We start from the raw sequence: 17771 nt of genomic DNA, 5'->3' as shown, positions 1-17771 counted from the left end.
GTTGAGCCGGGATTTTTTTTAACTTAATGATGTGCTATTGAGTGTATTGGGAATTTGAAACGCGTATTTACTTTAGATTTGAAGGAAACAACAGGATAGACATTAGATATGAATATTGTATGGAAGATATTTTCATTTATATATTTTGTTTTTCTATTGTTTTTGATAAAGATACTTTCAATTTCTGATTATGAATGGATGGTGGGAGAAGGCGATATAAAAAATCTTTGCCAGCTTCCATTAGGCGGACGATATACCATTGAGCCTATTTTAGTACTTATTCCAGGTGTTTTAATGCTCCTTTTAAATAAAAGTAAAAAGATAAAATATGTGTATATTGTGATTACAGGAATGTATCTTTTTTGGTCATTCTTTTTGCGATTTAATTGGTGCTAAACATTATCCCAAATATCTAAATCTACTTTGAAGGTTTGTAATCACTTTATTGTGAGATGAGTAATATCTTCAGATTACCTTTGTTTTTTTCTTTGTTAAAGAATGTGTAAAAAGAACAATCCAATAAATTGACAAGCACAATCTATTATTTTCCTTTATTCTTCTACTCTTTGGTTATCCTAATAAAATAACTCTAAGGAGTCATAGTATGAATGATGCTAAGTATGGTGTTCTTTTGGTTAATCTTGGCACGCCTGATGCGCCGACAACGGGTGCTGTTCGACGTTATTTAGCACAATTTCTTAGCGATCCTCGTGTTGTTGATGTTTCTCCTTTGATTTGGAAACCAATATTACAAGGGGCGATATTACCGTTTCGCTCACCCAAAGTTGCTAAGTTATATCAACAGATTTGGATGGATGAAGGATCACCTCTGTTAGTTTATAGCCGAGCACAACAACGTGCTGTTGCTGAGCGATTACCTAATATACCGGTGGAGTTGGGGATGTGTTACGGCAATCCATCGCTAAATGAAGGGGTTGAGAAGCTATTAGAACAAGGTGTTGAGAACATTATTTTGTTACCACTGTATCCTCAATACTCTTGCTCCACTTCTGCTGCGGTATTTGATGGTGTTAGTCGCATTTTTAAAGATATGCGTACAATACCTTCTCTTCACTTTATTCGCAGTTATCCTACTCATCCGCTTTATATCAAAGCGCTTGTTACCTCTATTGAGAAAAGTTTTCAGCAATATGGTAAACCCGATAGTTTAATTCTCTCTTTTCATGGTATTCCTGAGCGCTTTATCAAAACGGGCGATATTTATTATGATGAGTGTTGCCTCACAACAGAAAAACTAAAACAGCAATTAGAAGAACAGTTAGGTTATCCTAAAGAGCAAGTCATGCTGACATTCCAGTCACGCTTTGGTCGTGAACCTTGGCTATCACCTTATACGGATAAAACGATGGAAAAACTGGGAAGTGAGGGTGTTGAACATGTACAGGTTGTATGTCCGGGATTTTCATCTGATTGCTTGGAAACATTAGAAGAAATTAATGAACAGAACCGAGAGTTCTTTATTCATGGTGGTGGCAAACAGTACGAATATATTCCAGCATTAAATGATGATCCAGAGCATATTGACTTGCTAGAAGCGATGATCCGAGAGGTATGCGAAAAATAATTACTGAATTCTATAAATAAAATTATCGGATTTGATGATATATTAATTTGATCATATTTCAGTTATATATAAACTTATCTTTTCTCATTTTTTAAGTCTTTTAGTGGGAATCACTAAAAGTGCTGATAAACGGACACTGCATTACATAAATTTAGGCAGGAAAATGAATAGTAAGCTTTCAAAACCACAATCTTCAGAAATTGATAAAGGACATTTTGACGATTTCTATCTAAAACAGAATGATGAGATCGATCTTTTTGAATTATTTTCTGTTATTTATAAATCAAAATTTGTCATTATTGGTATCACGTTATTATTTGCTATCGTTGGCTTTACTGTTGCAAGCTTTTTACCACAAAAATGGACGAGCCAAGCTGCAATTACCAAGCCAATGCTTGATGAAATGAGGCAATTAAAAGCAACATTGACTGAGCTTAGCTTAGTGGATGTTGATACAGGTGTGAATGGTTCATCTGTTTATCAAAAGTTTATCAATAACTATAACTCTCGTGTATATCGTGAAGAATATCTGGTAAGTACGGATTATTACAAAAATTTGCTGGCTAAAATGGATGAGCCAACACCTTTGGATAAGCGTAAATTAATTGAAGAAATTATTATAAAAGACATCAACTTAAGCTCTTCAGATGTTAAAAATAATGAAGATGAGTTTAGTGGTGAAATTAATTTAAGCTTCACTGCACCAACCCCTGAAGAAGCTTACGATTTACTTTCTGGTTATATTCGCTTTATCTCTACCAAAGTACGTGTAGAAGTAAAAGACGAAATTGATGATCAAATTGAGCGTAAATTAAGTTTTGCGCAAAAAGCCTATGAAATGGATTTAGAGCGTATCGCTAATGCGCGTAACGTTAATGTGCAACGCTTAAAATATGCATTAGAAATCGCAAATGCAGCTGGAGTTAAAAAACCAATTTCAAGTGAAGGCGCACAAATTAAAGATGATCCTGATTACTCTATTGCCATGGGTTCTGATGCGTTAAGCAGTAAATTGGCTATCACAGAAGCTATCACTGATCCAACAACAGTGAGCGCTGATCTGAAAAACCGTTTATACAATATGAAGCAGTTAGAAAAAGTAAAATTAGATGACCTTCAATTTGTACCATTCAAATATATGTTGAAGCCTTACGAACCGACTAAAAAAGATGCACCTAAACGCGCTCTGATTTTAGTTGGTGCCGCTTTTGTTGGTTTCATTCTTTCTGTTATGGGTGTTTTACTGAGCTATATGGCAAGAAGCCGTCGTAAAACTGCATAAAAATATCTTTAAATAAGTAGGTGTACTGACGTACACCTACTGTCTCTCCTATAATATTGTGTTAACATTGCGCATCTTTTTTAGCTGTGTAGCATCGTTCACAATGAAATTCCCTGGCAAACGAAAATCCAAACACTATTTTCCCGTTAGTTTACGAGATCCTCTATTACAACCCATCATCAATATGACGGAGAGCGAATCCTCTCGCGCTTATATCGTAGGTATTGACCAAACATTGGTTGATATTGAAGCGAAAGTTGATGAAGAGTTTATTAACCGTTATAACTTGAGTCAGGGACACTCTCTTGTTATTGAAGATGATGTCGCAGAGGCACTTTATCGTGAATTAACAGATAATAATCTGATAACACACGAATTTGCTGGCGGTACTATTGGTAATACGCTACATAACTACTCTGTATTGGCTGACGACCGCTCGGTGTTATTAGGTACTATGTGTAATAACATTCAGATTGGTAGCTATGCTTATCGTTATTTATGTAACACATCTAGCCGTACTGATCTTAATTACCTCCAAGGTGTTGATGGTGCCATTGGGCGCTGTTTTACGCTGATCACGGAAAATGGTGAACGCACATTTGCTATTAGCCCCGGCCAAATGAACCAGCTTAAACCTGAAAGCATTCCGGAAGAGGTGATCGCAGAAGCTTCTGCTTTGGTATTAACGGCTTATTTAGTTCGTTGCAAACCGGGCGAACCGATGCCGTTAGCAACCATGAAAGCGATTGAGTATGCGAAAAAATATGATGTACCTGTCGTTCTCACCCTTGGTACAAAATATGTTATTGCAGATGATCCACAATGGTGGCGTGATTTCTTAAAAGAGCACGTTTCTGTTGTCGCAATGAATGAAGATGAAGCGTTTGAATTAACGGGACATGCTGATCCTCTGTTGGCTTCTGATGTTGCTTTAGAATGGGTTGATTTAGTGCTTTGTACCGCTGGACCTGCTGGGCTCTATATGGGCGGTTATACAGAACATAGCTTTAAGCGCCAAACCACACATCCTTTATTACCGGGTGCGATTGCTGAATTTAATCGTTATGAGTTTAGTCGTGCAATGCGTCGTAAAGATTGTGAGGAGCCAGAGAAAGTCTATTCTCATATTGAGCCTTATATGGGTGGCCCAGAAAAAATCATGAATACAAATGGTGCGGGTGATGCAGCATTGTCAGCATTACTGCATGATATTACAGCGAATAGCTATCACCGTATCAATGTGCCAAATTCAAGTAAACATCCTCGGACTTATTTAACTTATTCATCTTTAGCACAAGTGTGTAAATATGCTAACCGAGTGAGTTATCAAGTACTAAGCCAGCATTCTCCACGTTTGACGCGCGGTTTACCTGAAAAAGAAGACAGCTTAGAAGAAGCTTATTGGGAACGTTGAGTTTATATTGTTTCTAAGTCTTGTTTTATCTAAGCGAAATAAAAAAACCTATCAACATTTATTGATAGGTTTTTTTATTGACTTAAATTTTAAGGGTTTAAGTGGTTATTAGTATTTGATTATTGCGCTGCACTAGGTGCAATGATTTGTTGACCATTTTCAGGTGTATCATCAATAGCACAACCAAACTCAACTTCTTTAATTAGCATATCTGCCATGGCGGATGCTGTTTGATCTTCATCGATAATGACGTGATTTGCTCCTTTTTCAAGGATAAAAGAAGCTTCTTCATCATAGTTAGCACGCACGATAATATCGTCAAAATGAGCACGAACAATGATGTTTAAATCAGGGTTCATACTTCTTGCAGTTTCTGCGATATCGGCTGCTTCATAACCATTAGGTATCGTCAGTAATAAAGATTTAGCACAATCAATACGAGCTAAAGCAAGTGACTCTTTAGTTGATGCATTACCCAGTACTGTGTTTAAGCTTTTCTCTTTTAATTCAGCGAATTTATTACGGCTATTTTCGATAATAACCAATGGGATAGATTGAGCTAATAATTTCTCCGAAAGCATACTTCCTGCTCGTCCATAACCGACGATAATAGCGTGACCACAAATATCAACAGGGACAGGCATCTCTTCTTCCAGCTCTTCTTGTTGTAGCTGTTCCACTTCTTCTTTGGTTTCTGTTTTTGCCAGATAACGGTCTAATAAAGAGAACAGAACTGGGTTTAGCATAATAGAGACTAAAGCACCGGCTAAAACAAGGTTACGCGCATCTGGCTCTAAAACGTTCAGTGCAACGCCAAGACCTGCAAGAATAAAGGCGAACTCACCAATTTGAGCAAGGCTGGCTGCAATGGTTAAGGCGGTTCGTCTGGAATGCCCAAACATTCGAACAAGCACCAGCGCAGCTGCGGATTTACCAATAATAATGATAGCCAGTGTTGCTAAGATACCCAATGGATGCTCAATTAATACCATTGGATCAAATAGCATACCGACAGACACAAAGAACAGAACAGCAAAGGCATCACGCAAAGGTAAAGTATCCTGAGCCGCTCTATGGCTTAAATCAGACTCATTAAGCACCATACCCGCAAAGAATGCCCCTAATGCGAAGGATGCATCAAATAAGGTCACAGCGGCATAAGCAATACCTAAAGCAAGAGCGAGTACACATAGTGTAAATAGCTCACGAGAGCCGGTTGCTGCTGTTTTAGCTAACATCCAAGGAATAAGCTTACGACCAACAATCATCATGATTAAGATAAAGGCGACCACTTTACCGATTGTGATACCTAAATTAATCATCAATTGAGAAACATTGGTTTGATCGCTACTTTCCAGCATACTGGCGATAGCAGGGAGTAGAACAAGGGCTAACACCATGGCTAAGTCTTCAACAATTAGCCAGCCAATCGCAATTTGACCTCGTTGGCTATCAATCAAGCCTCTTTCTTCAAGTGCTCGTAAAAGAACAACAGTACTTGCTGTTGATAGACACAAGCCGAATACAATGCCACTAAATAAACCCCAGCCAAAAAATGCCGATAATCCCAGTCCTAATAGTGTTGCGACTGCAATTTGAGCAATAGCACCCGGAATAGCGATGGCTTTTACTGCCATCAGATCTTTTAACGAAAAGTGTAAACCCACGCCAAACATTAGCAGAATAACGCCAATTTCAGCGAGTTCAGGGGCGAGAGAGGTATCAGCAACAAAGCCGGGAGTAAATGGACCAGCGAGTACACCCGCAGCAAGATATCCTACTAAAGGTGAGATTTTTAGCCGTTGAGCGATCATGCCTAAAATGTAAGCAAGTGCTAACCCACCAACAATGGTGGTAATGAGGGGTGTTGAATGCGGCATCAATTCTCCTTCTTTTTATAAAACTACATGTATCGGGGGGCGAGTAATATAGCAGGCTGATAGTTTAACGTATTCATGCAATAAATTCGCTAAAAATTATCGATTATTTATAAAAATAGCAAGTTGATTGAGTTTTTTGATGCAAATGCACTTTTTTATGTTATTTTAATCAGTCTTACCTTTTAAAGTAAGAAATACCCTGTTACCCGTTCATTTAGATAACAGGGGAAATTACAAGTTATTCGGTTTTATCTACCCCAATGTTAGGGAGAAAAATGGTGAAAATACCTAACAGTGGGAGATAAGCGCAAATATGATAGACATATTCAATACTCTTCTGATCTGCAATATACCCTAAGACTGCTGCACCAATACCACCCATCCCAAAAGCAAGCCCGAAGAAAAGTCCTGAAACCATGCCTGTTTTACCCGGAATTAACTCTTGAGCATAAACTAAGATAGCAGAAAATGCTGATGCCAAAATCACACCAATAAATACAGTCAGTACGCCAGTCCAATAAAGGCTGGCATAAGGGAGTATCAGTGTAAAAGGCGCAACACCTAGAATAGATCCCCAAATAACGTATTTTCTGCCAATTTTGTCGCCTACGGGGCCACCAATCATGGTGCCAGCAGCAACAGCAAAGAGGAAAACAAATAGGTGAATTTGTGCATTCTGTACTGAAACGCCAAATTTATGTATTAAATAGAAAGTATAGTAGCTACTGATGCTTGCAAGATAAAAATACTTAGAAAAAATCAGAATAAGTAAAATGGCTAAAGAGCCAAAAAGGGCTTTACGTGGCAATATTGATTTATTATTTAGTGCTTTAGGTTGTTTTTTCTGAGCTTCTTGTTGAATTTTATACCAACGGCTAACTTGTAATAGCACCACAATAGCCAATAACGCAGCAAGAGAGAACCAACCCACATTTCCTTTGCCATAAGGTGCAATTAGTAAAGCGGCTAAAAGAGGGCCTAAAGAACTGCCTAAATTTCCGCCTACTTGAAATAGTGATTGTGCAAGTCCGTGTCTTCCACCTGATGCCATTCTAGCAACGCGAGATGATTCAGGATGAAAAACGGATGAGCCTGTGCCGACTAATCCCGCAGCAAGTAATAACATTGGGAATGTATCAGCAAAGGCGAGGAGAATAAGCCCCGTTAACGTAAAACCCATACCAATAGGTAATGAGTAAGGCTTAGGATATTTATCAGTATAGAGGCCAATAAAAGGCTGTAATAAAGATGCTGTAATTTGATAGGTCAACGTTATCATCCCTATTTGCACAAAACTGAGTGAAAACTCGGATTGCAACATAGGGTAAATAGCTAATATCAATGATTGGATCATATCATTGAGAAGATGTGAAAAACTGATAGCAGTTAAAATACTAAAAACGGTATTACGCTTATTGGCTTTTCGTTGTAAAACATCGGTTTCTTCTATGGGAAGCGTTGGATCGGCATTGCTCATTTTAGTTCCCTGTCACATTATTTTGTTAATAAATTGTTTCTGTTTTTATTAGTCTAGTTTACATCTATTTGGAGTTGAGTGCTTTTGTGAGAAATAGAGTTTGATTCATGTCTCAAAAAAACTATTGGATCAATGAAATAATAAAAAAATTATATAACCTACGTCATAAAATACAGCAAAAGTATTTAACTTCTGTCTTCTTTTTCTACAGTAGAACCATGGCAGAACCTTCTCAATAAATAATATACATGGGGATATACCATGAGCTTATCTTTTAAATTATCAGCATGCGCATTAACGGTTTCTTTAGCGATGGCGCCTGCGATGTCTCAGGCATGGGAAAAGGATAAAACCTACGAAATTACTATTTTGCATACCAATGATCACCATGGCCATTTCTGGCATAACGATCGTGGCGAATATGGTTTAGCGGCACAAAAAACGGTTGTTGATGACATTCGTAATGAAGTGGCTAAAAAAGGTGGTAGCGTACTGCTGTTATCTGGTGGTGATATCAATACCGGTGTTCCAGAATCTGATTTACAAGATGCCGAGCCTGATTTCAAAGGTATGAATCTTGTGGGTTATGATGCAATGGCTCTTGGTAACCATGAATTCGACAATCCATTAGATGTTTTACGTCAACAAGAGAAATGGGCAACATTCCCATTCTTATCTGCAAATATTTATCAAAAAAGCACGGGTGAGCGTTTATTCAAGCCTTACACCATTTTTGATAAGCAAGGTGTCAAAATTGCAGTATTAGGTTTAACAACGGATGACACTGTACGTATTGGTAACCCAGCGAACTTCCCTGATACCGAATTCCGCAAACCTTCTGATGAAGCTAAAAAAGTGGTAGAAGAGCTGCGTACAACGGAAAAACCAGACATTATTATCGCAGCAACTCATATGGGTCACTACGATGATGGTAATCATGGTTCTAACGCACCGGGTGATGTGGAAATGGCTCGTGCATTACCAAAAGGTTACCTTGATATGATTGTGGGTGGTCACTCACAAGATCCTGTTTGTATGTCTCAAGAGAACAAAAACTACAAACAAGCTGATTATGTACCGGGAACACCTTGTGCACCAGATAACCAAAATGGTACATGGATTGTTCAGGCTCATGAATGGGGTAAATATGTTGGTCGTGCAGACTTTGAATTCCGTAATGGTGAATTTACGTTAAAACATTACCAATTAATCCCAATCAACTTAAATCAAAAAGTGAAGAAAGACGACGGTACAACTGAACTTGTCTACTACACGAAAGAAATTGCTCATAACCCTGAAATGATGAAACTGCTGACACCTTACCAAGAAAAAGGTGGCGAGCAACTGAATGTTAAAGTGGGTGAGGTTGTTGGTAAATTAGAAGGTGATCGTAGTAAAGTTCGCTTTGTTCAAACCAACATGGCACGTCTATTATTATCAGCTCAAGCTGAACGTGCGAATGCAGACTTTGCAATTATGAGTGGTGGTGGTGTGCGTGATTCTATTGAATCTGGTGATATCACTTACAAAGATGTACTGAAAGTACAACCATTTGCGAACGAGCTGGTTTATGTTGATTTTAAAGGCGAGGAAGTCGAGCCTTATCTGTCAGCTGTTGCATGTATGAAAGTAGACTCTGGTGCTTACGCACAATTCTACAATGTTAGCTTAACTGTAGATGCAGACTGTAAAGTTAGCGATGTTAAAATTGCGGGTAAACCATTAGATAAAACGAAGTCTTACCGCATGGCGACATTAAACTTCAACGGTATTGGTGGTGATGGTTATCCTAAGATTGATGTTCATCCTGCGTATGTAAATACTGGTTTTGTTGATGCTGAAGTGCTAAAAGGTTATATCGAAGCACATTCTCCATTGAAAGCTGATGATTTCGAACCTAAAGGCGAAATTGTTTACAAGAAATAAGCTCAGTAAGTAACGCTTATATAGACAAAAGGCGACATTAATGTCGCCTTTTATTTTGGGTCTAAATCACGTCAATTTCTTATTTTGAGGATGAGCCTTAAAATAAAAAATCATTAATGATTATGACTCTTTGCGAATAAGTGCGAATTGAGCGCCTAATACAGTACCTAAATCTTTTGCTGATAATTCAATATCTAAACCACGTTTGCCACCAGAAACAAAGATAGTGTCAAATTCAAGGGCTTGTTCATCAATTACTGTCGGTAGGCGTTTTTTCTGACCTAATGGGCTTATTCCACCCACTAAATAACCCGTGACCTTTTGTGCAATCTGTGGATCTGCCATATCTGCTTTTTTTGCCTTAAAGCACTTAGCAACAAGTTTTAAATCTAACTGACCAGAAACCGGTGTTACTGCAACAGCAAGATTTTTAGCATCACCATTTAAAGAAACTAACAGTGTTTTGAATACTTGGCGATTATCTAAACCTAATTTTTCAACGGCTTCATCACCAAAATTATGGACATTAGCATCATGCTCATAAGGATGAAGGGTAAATTTGATTTTTTGTTTTTCCAGTAAATTTACAGCGGGAGTCATAGCTATTCCTATTTATAAGGTTAGAACAATATTTTTATGCTTGGTGCGTTAATAAATCGATCAAGTTCTCTTCACCAAATAAATGAAGGGCACCTACTGTCACTACATAACGACCAGCTGGTAATTTTGATAATATGCTTACCCATTTTTGGTTACGGCTTTCCATTAAAATATCAAATACAGCTTTACTAAAGGTATTCGGTAAAGGCGGTTGTTTTTCTCTACTATTATAATTTAACCACCAATTGATCATGATTTGCAATGTACGTGCGTTCTCGTGCCAATTTTTTAATGTGTCTTCGAGTAATTGCTGACCATCATCAGGGAAATTTAATAATAATGCGACCTGACTCCCAATGCCTTCGAGTTCAATAATCCTTTTTTTGTGTTCATTAGCCTGTTGGATAACTTGATAATCAACGCCGTATTGCGGTTGTAATCCAAGTTGCATTGCTTGGGTAGATTGTAAAATCAAAGCAATTTGCCAAAGAGGCTTATTCTCAAGTTGAGAAAGTGAGAGCGCGAGATCTTCGCAATAGCGTGTAACTTGAGAGAAAAGAGGAGTATTTAAGCGCGTTTCTAAAGACTCTCTAAAAAGAGATGATTGATCAAAAGGTTGAACGTCAGTTGAAATATCAGCTTCAACAATAATAGCATCTGCATTTTTTATTTCGTTGATAAGCACGTTGGAAAGCGGTGACATTGTAGGAACACCCATATGGATACTACCCACAAGGTGTAAAGAGATATTATTCGGTAGCGTAATATCAACAGCAGGATAAGGGTAGTGAGTAGTGTTTTTTATTCCTACCCACTGTTTGATTTTCTGAAAAATACCCGTCATTGATATGCTCCTTTGAGTATAGAATTACAAAGTTTCAGCATAACGGATTTGAAATGGAATGAAACAACGAAAACTAAGCTTTACTTAGCTTTCGCCGTATTTACGTTATTTACCAACTCACGCCGACACCACCAGCAGATACCCAACTATTGCTTTCATTCCATGCTGTCGAAGCTCTTATTTTAATATTTTCATTAATACGATATTGCATACCCCAAGCAAGTGCTGTGGCATTACGATAATTACCAATACCAATAGCAGTACTAAATGTAGCATTATCAGTAAAAGGTAAATTACTCATTGCGGCTACAGAAGCAATGCCTTGATTGGCACGTTTCTCAACTTTATAAAAGCGATTTTGAGTATCAGATTTAAAGTGCTCAAAATTTTCTTTAAGTGCATTAAATTGGCTTCTATCTGTCGATTGCTCATTATATAAATGAGAAAGGTGGTTTTTTAGAGGTAGTCGAATGCCATTAATATTAACATTATTAATCGTATTTTCTTTTATTTCATTGATTTCTGATGTGTTATTGATAATGCTATTTTTATTTAGCTCAATATTGTTTTTATTTTCATTAACTGTAATTTTGTTTTCATTAATATTGACGGTGTTTTTATCAATTTTATTTTTATTCTTTTCTATATAATTAATGTTATCTGTGATTTTTTCTCTGTTTTTTTCAATCTCATTACTATTATCTGTAATATTGTTTTTATTTGTTTTTGAGTTTTTTATCCCCGCCAAAATATCGACTTCATGTTGTTTTATTTCGTTAGCGTTATCTGTGATTTTTTTTTGTTGAAACTCAATATCATCTCTTGTTCTTTGTTTATGATCTTGAATGGAGTTTTTAATTAGATGGTCTTCTTGTTCTAAGCTCTTTACAACTCGATTTATTTTCTCATCTGTATTTTCATCTAATATGAAAAGTGATGAGTTTTTAGTTTCAATATTATCAATATATGTATAAAGATCTTGTTGATTATTTATTTTTGCTAAATCTATTCCTGGCTTTTCTGTTGTGGTAATAATTATTTTTTCATTTTTACTCATGATATCAATTAGTTTTTCACGATTTAACGAGAGGGTTTTATCGCCTTTTTTTATGAATAATGAAGTGAAATAATTAATTGCTTCATTCTTGAAAATTGTATTGTCAGCTTCTATTTCAATATGCCTATCATTATTAACTATATTATTAACAATATATTCTGGTGCATCTTTGATCTTCTTTTCTTCAAAATGGTTTGCAAGATCTTTTGCTATTCTTTTGTCTAATTTAATTTGAAATGTATTTGGATTATATCTGCTTATTTGGACATAAGAATCATTAATTATTTTGTCAAATAAAGGATTATTTATAAATTGATGATTTTTTGCAAGAGTATCATATTCAGGCGTGATTACTGAGTTTGATTTATCAATTAATTTATTGGTATCTGAAAAAACATTTGATGAATAAACTAAAGATAAACTAATAAGAAAAAATTTGTTGTATTTCATCTGCAAATCCTTTTGATATTGAAATATATTCTTGGTGTTTATTTTTCAAGTATTTTAAATTTTTATATCTATTTCACTATAAATAAATAACCTTATTAAGTTTTTTTATATTAATTTTATATTTATTATTATGAATAATAAAAACTAATGAAATCTTTATAAGATATTGCTATTCTAGCAATAAGAGGGCGGAGTGATGACTCTCTTGTATAATGAGAAATTCCTCTTTGACTGGCCGATAGAAATGTCGGCTTTTTTTTAACCTTTTGATAATATTAATAATCATTAGAGAAAATTTAAAAATAAGATAATAAAAAACCCCTTTTACCGATCAGTAAAAGAGGTTTTAATATAATATGTCTTAATAAATCTTTAGGTGTTATTGCTTAGGTTTGAAACGCAATAAACGGTTTGCATTACTTACAACTGTGATTGAAGATAGCGCCATTGCTGCACCTGCAACAACTGGATTTAACAGTGTGCCAGTGAAGGGATAGAGAATACCTGCCGCAATCGGAATACCTAAGCTGTTATAGACAAAGGCACCAAAAAGGTTTTGCTTCATATTACGCAGCGTACCTTTTGAAATTTCAACAGCATCGGCAACACCATGTAAGCTATGGCGCATTAATGTGATTGCTGCTGTTTCAATGGCGATATCACTACCACCACCCATTGCAATACCAACATCAGCTTTGGCTAATGCAGGGGCATCGTTAATACCATCCCCAATCATTGCAACACGACGACCTTCAGCTTGAAGCTCTGTAATGGCTTGTGCTTTACCTTCTGGCATAACACCAGCAATAACCTGATCAATACCTGCCTCTTTTGCAATTGCATTGGCAGTAATTGGGTTATCTCCCGTTAACATCACTAAGCGATAACCTTGATGATGTAAACGTTGTAATGCACTTACGGTATCTTCTCTAAGTGGATCACGAATAGAAAGTAAAGCCGCAATTTTTCCGTCTTGCGCTAATAAAACAGGAGTAACACCTTTGGCGGCTTGAGAATCAATCAGTGAATTAACTTCGCTAATATCAATACCAGATCCAAGCATTAATTTAGGGTTACCTAAAAGTACTGTTTTACCATTAATTTCGCCACTTAATCCCATACCGGCTAATGTACGGAAATTGTTTACTTCTGGTAAATCAATACCTTCAGCACGCGCTAAAATAGCTTTCGCTAATGGGTGATTAGAACCATTTTCTAGTGATGCTGCCAATGCAAGCGCTTGAGTGTCATCTACTTGATTGAAAGTATGAATTTCAGTGACCTGAGGCATACCTTCTGTCAGTGTTCCTGTTTTATCAAAGACTAAAGTATCTAGCTTACTGGCTTGTTGTAGTGCATCTGCATCACGGACTAACACACCATATTCAGCCGCACGACCAACACCTGAAATGATCGACATAGGTGTTGCTAAACCTAAAGCACAAGGGCAAGCGATGATAAGAACGGTTGTGATAATCACCAGTGCATAGGTAATTTGTGGAGATGGGCCAAAGAAATACCAAATAGCTCCTGCAACAAGCGCAATAGCGACAACAACAGGCACAAATACACCCGAGATTTTATCCGCTAACTGGCCTATTTCAGGTTTACTACTTTGCGCTTGGCGAACTAATTTAATAATACGAGCCAGTGTTGTTTTACTTCCCACTGCCGCTGCTTTAAATAGAACAGAACCATCTTGAACTGTTGTTCCAGCATGAATAGTATCACCCACTGTTTTTTGCTGTGGAATTGGCTCGCCTGTCAGCATTGCCTCATCCATCCACACTTCACCTTGGATAATTTCACCATCAACCGGCACTTTATCACCTGTTGCTAAACGTAAAGTCATTCCTTGTTTAACATCAGCCAGTGGCATTTCAACTTCACCGTTTTCAGTTATCACTCTTGCTGTTGGTGGAGTTAAATCTAATAGTCGTTCTAGCGCTTTAGATGAACGCTGGCGCGCTCTTTGCTCAAGCATATGTCCCAGATTGATTAAACCGATAATCATCGCACTGGCTTCATAATAGAGATGCCGAGCTTGAGCTGGGAACACTTCTGGCCATAAGTTTACAGTAATGGAGTAGAGCCAAGCTGTTCCTGTTCCTAACGCAACGAGGGTATCCATTGTTGCACTGCGGTTTTTTAAACTTTGCCATGCGCTACGATAAAAATGGCCACCAGCAACAACCATAACAAACAGCGTTGCAATACCAATACCTAACCAGATGCTGTGATTAGCTTCGGTCAGCATCATATTGTCGCCGATCATTCCCCAAATCATTACAGGAATACCAACGACTAATGCCAACGCAGCTTGCCAGCGAAAACGTTTCATATTGGCAACAGCAACTTCTTGCTGACGTTCTCTGCGTTTTACATCGTCTTGAATAATTTCAGCGCCATAACCTGCTTTTTCAATGGCAGTAACGAGTGCATCATGATCGATTTCACCCGTTACTAAAGCACTACGCTCAGCAAGATTTACACGCACATTTTCAACACCATCAACGGATTGTAATGCTTTGTGAACCTTGTTTACGCAACTCGCACAAGTCATGCCATCGATTAAAAGCTGAACACTGTCGTCATCGTCAGTGTCGATTTCAGCGCTATTATCAATATCAGCATTCTCAACTGGAATATCACAAACAGCCGCTGACGATGCTTCCAGTTGTGCATGCGTTTGCGTCAGCGGCTCAGTTTTTGGGAAATCAGTACCTGCTAGTTGAGCTTCAAAACCCGCTTCTGTAATGGCGTCGATTAACGTTTCAGCGGTTGCAGAACCCGTCACTTTTGCATGTGTCAATTCAACTTCAGCTGTTTCAACACCTGCAGTATTTTCTAGCGCTTTTTTAACTGAACCGACACAGTGACCACAATTTAAGCCTGATAGAGTTAAATGAATTACGTTGTCAGCAGGCGCTAAGCTTGCTTGAAAACCTTCAGCCGTAATGGCTGCAATTAAAGTATCCGCATTTGCGTCACCAAAAATTTCAGCTGACTCTTTTGTTACATTAACGGCTGCAACACCTTCAACAGCCAATAATGCTTTTTCAGTTTTACCAACACACTTCATGCAGTTAAGTCCGCTTAGGCTTAATTTTACATCAGGTTGTGTTGCAACACTTGCTTCATAGCCTGCATCTTCAATTGTTTTGATTAAGCTTTCAGCAGTTGCATCACTGTCAATTTTAGCGTATTGAATAGTCACAATTGCCTGCTCTATGTCATTGCGAGAATCAAGAGCTTTTTTTACACTGTTAACACAGTGAGAGCATGAAAGTCCTTTCAATGCGAGTATTATAGTTTTTGCCATGTTAATTATCTCCGTCATAAAAGCGTTACCTCTATTATTGCGCAATATTCGGTAACTTGCTTTCTTTAAAGGTTTTTTCTTATCAGAGATAAAGGCTAAACCTTTCCGCAAGGGGAAGGTCAAGGGGGAATTTTGAATATTAGTGAAATCGCAAGTAAAACAGGATTAACGGCTAAAGCTATTCGGTTTTATGAAGAGAAAGACTTGATAACACCACCGGGAAGAGGTGAAAACGGCTATCGTTATTATCAGGCTCAACATATTGAAGAGTTAACATTATTGCGCCAAGCAAGAGAAGTTGGCTTTAGTTTAGAAGAGTGCCGAGCTTTATTAATGTTGCTAAGAAATCCTTCTCGTCATAGTTCAGACGTGAAAGAAGCCACCTTAAAAAAAGTGGCTGAAATTGAGAAAACAATTAATGAGCTTAATGCCATTCGTCAGCGATTACTTTTATTAGCCAGCGAATGCCCGGGTGATGACGGAGCAGAGTGCCCAATTATCAATCATTTGTCAGGGTGTTGTCATCACCAGAAATAGTCGGTTTAAGTGCGATCACTTGTAAGGTAATACCATCAATTGCGGTCACTATTACCTTATCACCAGCAAGTAATGGCGTGTCTGAATAAACACGCCAACTACCATCAGCTAATTTAACGCGACTAAAACCGTTTTCCGTATCTGATAATAAAACAGCATGAACACCAATGAGTTGGTGACTTTTCTGATTTAAGTTCTCGGCTTCTTTTGATTGTTTTCTGCGTTTAAGCCAAAGGTGCCAAAGAACAGCACTAATAACCGTTAATATCGCAAATAAAACACCTTGAATAGGCCAGCTAATAGGCAGTATCCATGCAATCAACGATACACATAGAGCCGCCATTCCTGACCATAAAAGGTATCCTGCTGTTCCTAACATTTCTGTAATTAACAGCAAGCCACCAAGACAAAGCCAGAAAAGTGCAGGTTGAGCACTAATCCATTCAATCATAATTAATTGCTCTTGTTGCCAGAGTCACTTTTTTTGGTATTGAGTAATTCAGAAATACCGCCAATTGCACCCATGAGATTACTTGCTTCTAGTGGCATCATAATAACTTTACTGTTATTAGCTGAACCAATTTGAGACAGCGCATCAGTATATTTTTGAGCAACAAAGTAGTTAATTGCTTGCATATCACCTTTGGCGATGGCCTCAGATACCATTTGTGTTGCTTTGGCTTCAGCTTCTGCCGCACGTTCACGGGCTTCTGCTTGTAAGAATGCAGATTGACGCTCACCTTCAGCTTTTAGAATTTGTCCTTGTTTCTCACCTTCAGCTTTTAAGATAGCGGCTTGACGAATACCTTCAGCTTCAAGAATGTCAGCACGTTTAGTTCGCTCAGCTTTCATCTGCGCATTCATTGCAGAAATCAATTCTTTTGGTGGGCGGACATCACGAATTTCGATACGAGTAATTTTGATACCCCAAGGGTTTGTTGCATCATCAACAATCAGTAAAAGGCGACTGTTGATTTGATCACGCTGAGAAAGAATTTCATCAAGTTCCATTGAACCTAACACTGTACGAATATTAGTGAGTGTTAAGTTAATAATGGCAAGCTCGAGATTATTGACTTCATAAGCGGCTTTTACAGGATCGATCACTTGAATAAAGCAGACTGCATCGATGCTGACGTTGGCGTTATCACGAGAAATAACTTCCTGAGAAGGAATATCAAGGACTTGTTCCATCATGTTGATACGGCGACCAATACGATCGACAAATGGCACGAGAATTTGAAGTCCTGGAGTCAGAGTACGAGTGTAACGACCAAAACGTTCGACAGTCCACTGGTAACCTTGTGGAACGGTTTTAACACCGCATAAAACTAAAATAATAGCGAATAAGATAATAATACCAATGACTATTTCCATATACCTGTCCTAAGTCTGCT

General features: G+C 37.6%; 14 protein-coding genes. 6 read left to right on the top strand and 8 right to left on the bottom strand.

The window, feature by feature from the left end:
• The first annotated feature begins 108 nt into the window (after window positions 1-108).
• The 4 genes from D7029_RS14670 (at window position 109) to D7029_RS14655 (ending at window position 4281) form a co-directional block, all read left to right on the top strand.
• Window positions 109-396: a DUF2645 family protein gene (locus tag D7029_RS14670; protein ID WP_194951073.1), complete on the top strand. Its 288-nt coding sequence runs from the start codon at window positions 109-111 to the stop codon at window positions 394-396.
• A gap of 208 nt (window positions 397-604) precedes the next feature.
• Complete coding sequence (hemH, locus tag D7029_RS14665) at window positions 605-1585, top strand: ferrochelatase (protein WP_194951072.1); 981 nt, start codon at window positions 605-607, stop codon at window positions 1583-1585.
• 163 nt (window positions 1586-1748) lie between these two features.
• Window positions 1749-2867 carry an LPS O-antigen length regulator Wzz(fepE) gene (gene wzz(fepE) / locus D7029_RS14660; RefSeq protein ID WP_194951071.1) on the top strand — a complete coding sequence of 373 codons (1119 nt, stop codon included), beginning with the start codon at window positions 1749-1751 and terminating at the stop codon, window positions 2865-2867.
• Window positions 2868-2970: 103 nt separating this feature from the next.
• The gene (locus D7029_RS14655; protein WP_194951070.1) at window positions 2971-4281 is read left to right on the top strand and encodes an inosine/guanosine kinase; all 1311 of its coding nucleotides are present in this window, start codon (window positions 2971-2973) and stop codon (window positions 4279-4281) included.
• Between the two features lie 119 nt (window positions 4282-4400).
• On the opposite strand, the gene ybaL is transcribed toward D7029_RS14655, so the two are convergent.
• Both ybaL and D7029_RS14645 read right to left on the bottom strand, forming a co-directional pair.
• Window positions 4401-6161 carry a YbaL family putative K(+) efflux transporter gene (ybaL, locus tag D7029_RS14650; protein WP_194951069.1) on the bottom strand — a complete coding sequence of 587 codons (1761 nt, stop codon included), beginning with the start codon at window positions 6159-6161 and terminating at the stop codon, window positions 4401-4403.
• A 238-nt stretch (window positions 6162-6399) separates the two neighbouring features.
• Entirely contained in the window at window positions 6400-7638 is a 1239-nt protein-coding gene (locus D7029_RS14645; protein ID WP_194951068.1) for an MFS transporter, read from the bottom strand.
• A 261-nt stretch (window positions 7639-7899) separates the two neighbouring features.
• Between D7029_RS14645 and ushA the strand changes: the two genes are divergently transcribed.
• Window positions 7900-9564: a bifunctional UDP-sugar hydrolase/5'-nucleotidase UshA gene (gene ushA / locus D7029_RS14640; protein ID WP_088494779.1), complete on the top strand. Its 1665-nt coding sequence runs from the start codon at window positions 7900-7902 to the stop codon at window positions 9562-9564.
• Window positions 9565-9684: 120 nt separating this feature from the next.
• Here ushA and ybaK read toward each other — a convergent pair whose 3' ends face one another.
• The 4 genes from ybaK to copA all read right to left on the bottom strand — a co-directional run bounded on the left by ybaK (window position 9685) and on the right by copA (window position 15837).
• Window positions 9685-10164: a Cys-tRNA(Pro)/Cys-tRNA(Cys) deacylase YbaK gene (gene ybaK / locus D7029_RS14635; protein WP_088494780.1), complete on the bottom strand. Its 480-nt coding sequence runs from the start codon at window positions 10162-10164 to the stop codon at window positions 9685-9687.
• A gap of 34 nt (window positions 10165-10198) precedes the next feature.
• A complete protein-coding gene (locus D7029_RS14630) occupies window positions 10199-11008 on the bottom strand; it encodes a TraB/GumN family protein (RefSeq protein WP_194951067.1) in 810 nt (269 codons plus the stop codon).
• Between the two features lie 109 nt (window positions 11009-11117).
• Window positions 11118-12515: a YadA C-terminal domain-containing protein gene (locus D7029_RS14625; protein ID WP_194951066.1), complete on the bottom strand. Its 1398-nt coding sequence runs from the start codon at window positions 12513-12515 to the stop codon at window positions 11118-11120.
• Between the two features lie 379 nt (window positions 12516-12894).
• Window positions 12895-15837, bottom strand: coding sequence for a copper-exporting P-type ATPase CopA (copA, locus tag D7029_RS14620; protein WP_194951065.1), 2943 nt, complete (start codon window positions 15835-15837; stop codon window positions 12895-12897).
• Window positions 15838-15969: 132 nt separating this feature from the next.
• On the opposite strand from copA, the gene cueR reads away from it, so the two are divergent.
• Entirely contained in the window at window positions 15970-16374 is a 405-nt protein-coding gene (gene cueR, locus D7029_RS14615) for a Cu(I)-responsive transcriptional regulator (RefSeq protein WP_194951064.1), read from the top strand.
• Here cueR and D7029_RS14610 read toward each other — a convergent pair.
• The gene (locus D7029_RS14610; protein WP_194951063.1) at window positions 16337-16825 is read right to left on the bottom strand and encodes an NfeD family protein; all 489 of its coding nucleotides are present in this window, start codon (window positions 16823-16825) and stop codon (window positions 16337-16339) included. The genes cueR and D7029_RS14610 overlap by 38 nt on opposite strands.
• A 2-nt stretch (window positions 16826-16827) precedes the next feature.
• Entirely contained in the window at window positions 16828-17751 is a 924-nt protein-coding gene (locus D7029_RS14605) for an SPFH domain-containing protein (protein ID WP_088494787.1), read from the bottom strand.
• Between the last annotated feature and the right edge of the window lie 20 nt (window positions 17752-17771).

Source organism: Proteus vulgaris, from assembly GCF_016647575.1.
Classification (GTDB): Bacteria; Pseudomonadota; Gammaproteobacteria; order Enterobacterales; family Enterobacteriaceae; genus Proteus; species Proteus mirabilis_B.
Note: the sequence above shows the minus strand (reverse complement) of the source record. Positions and strands in the feature narration are given on the sequence as shown.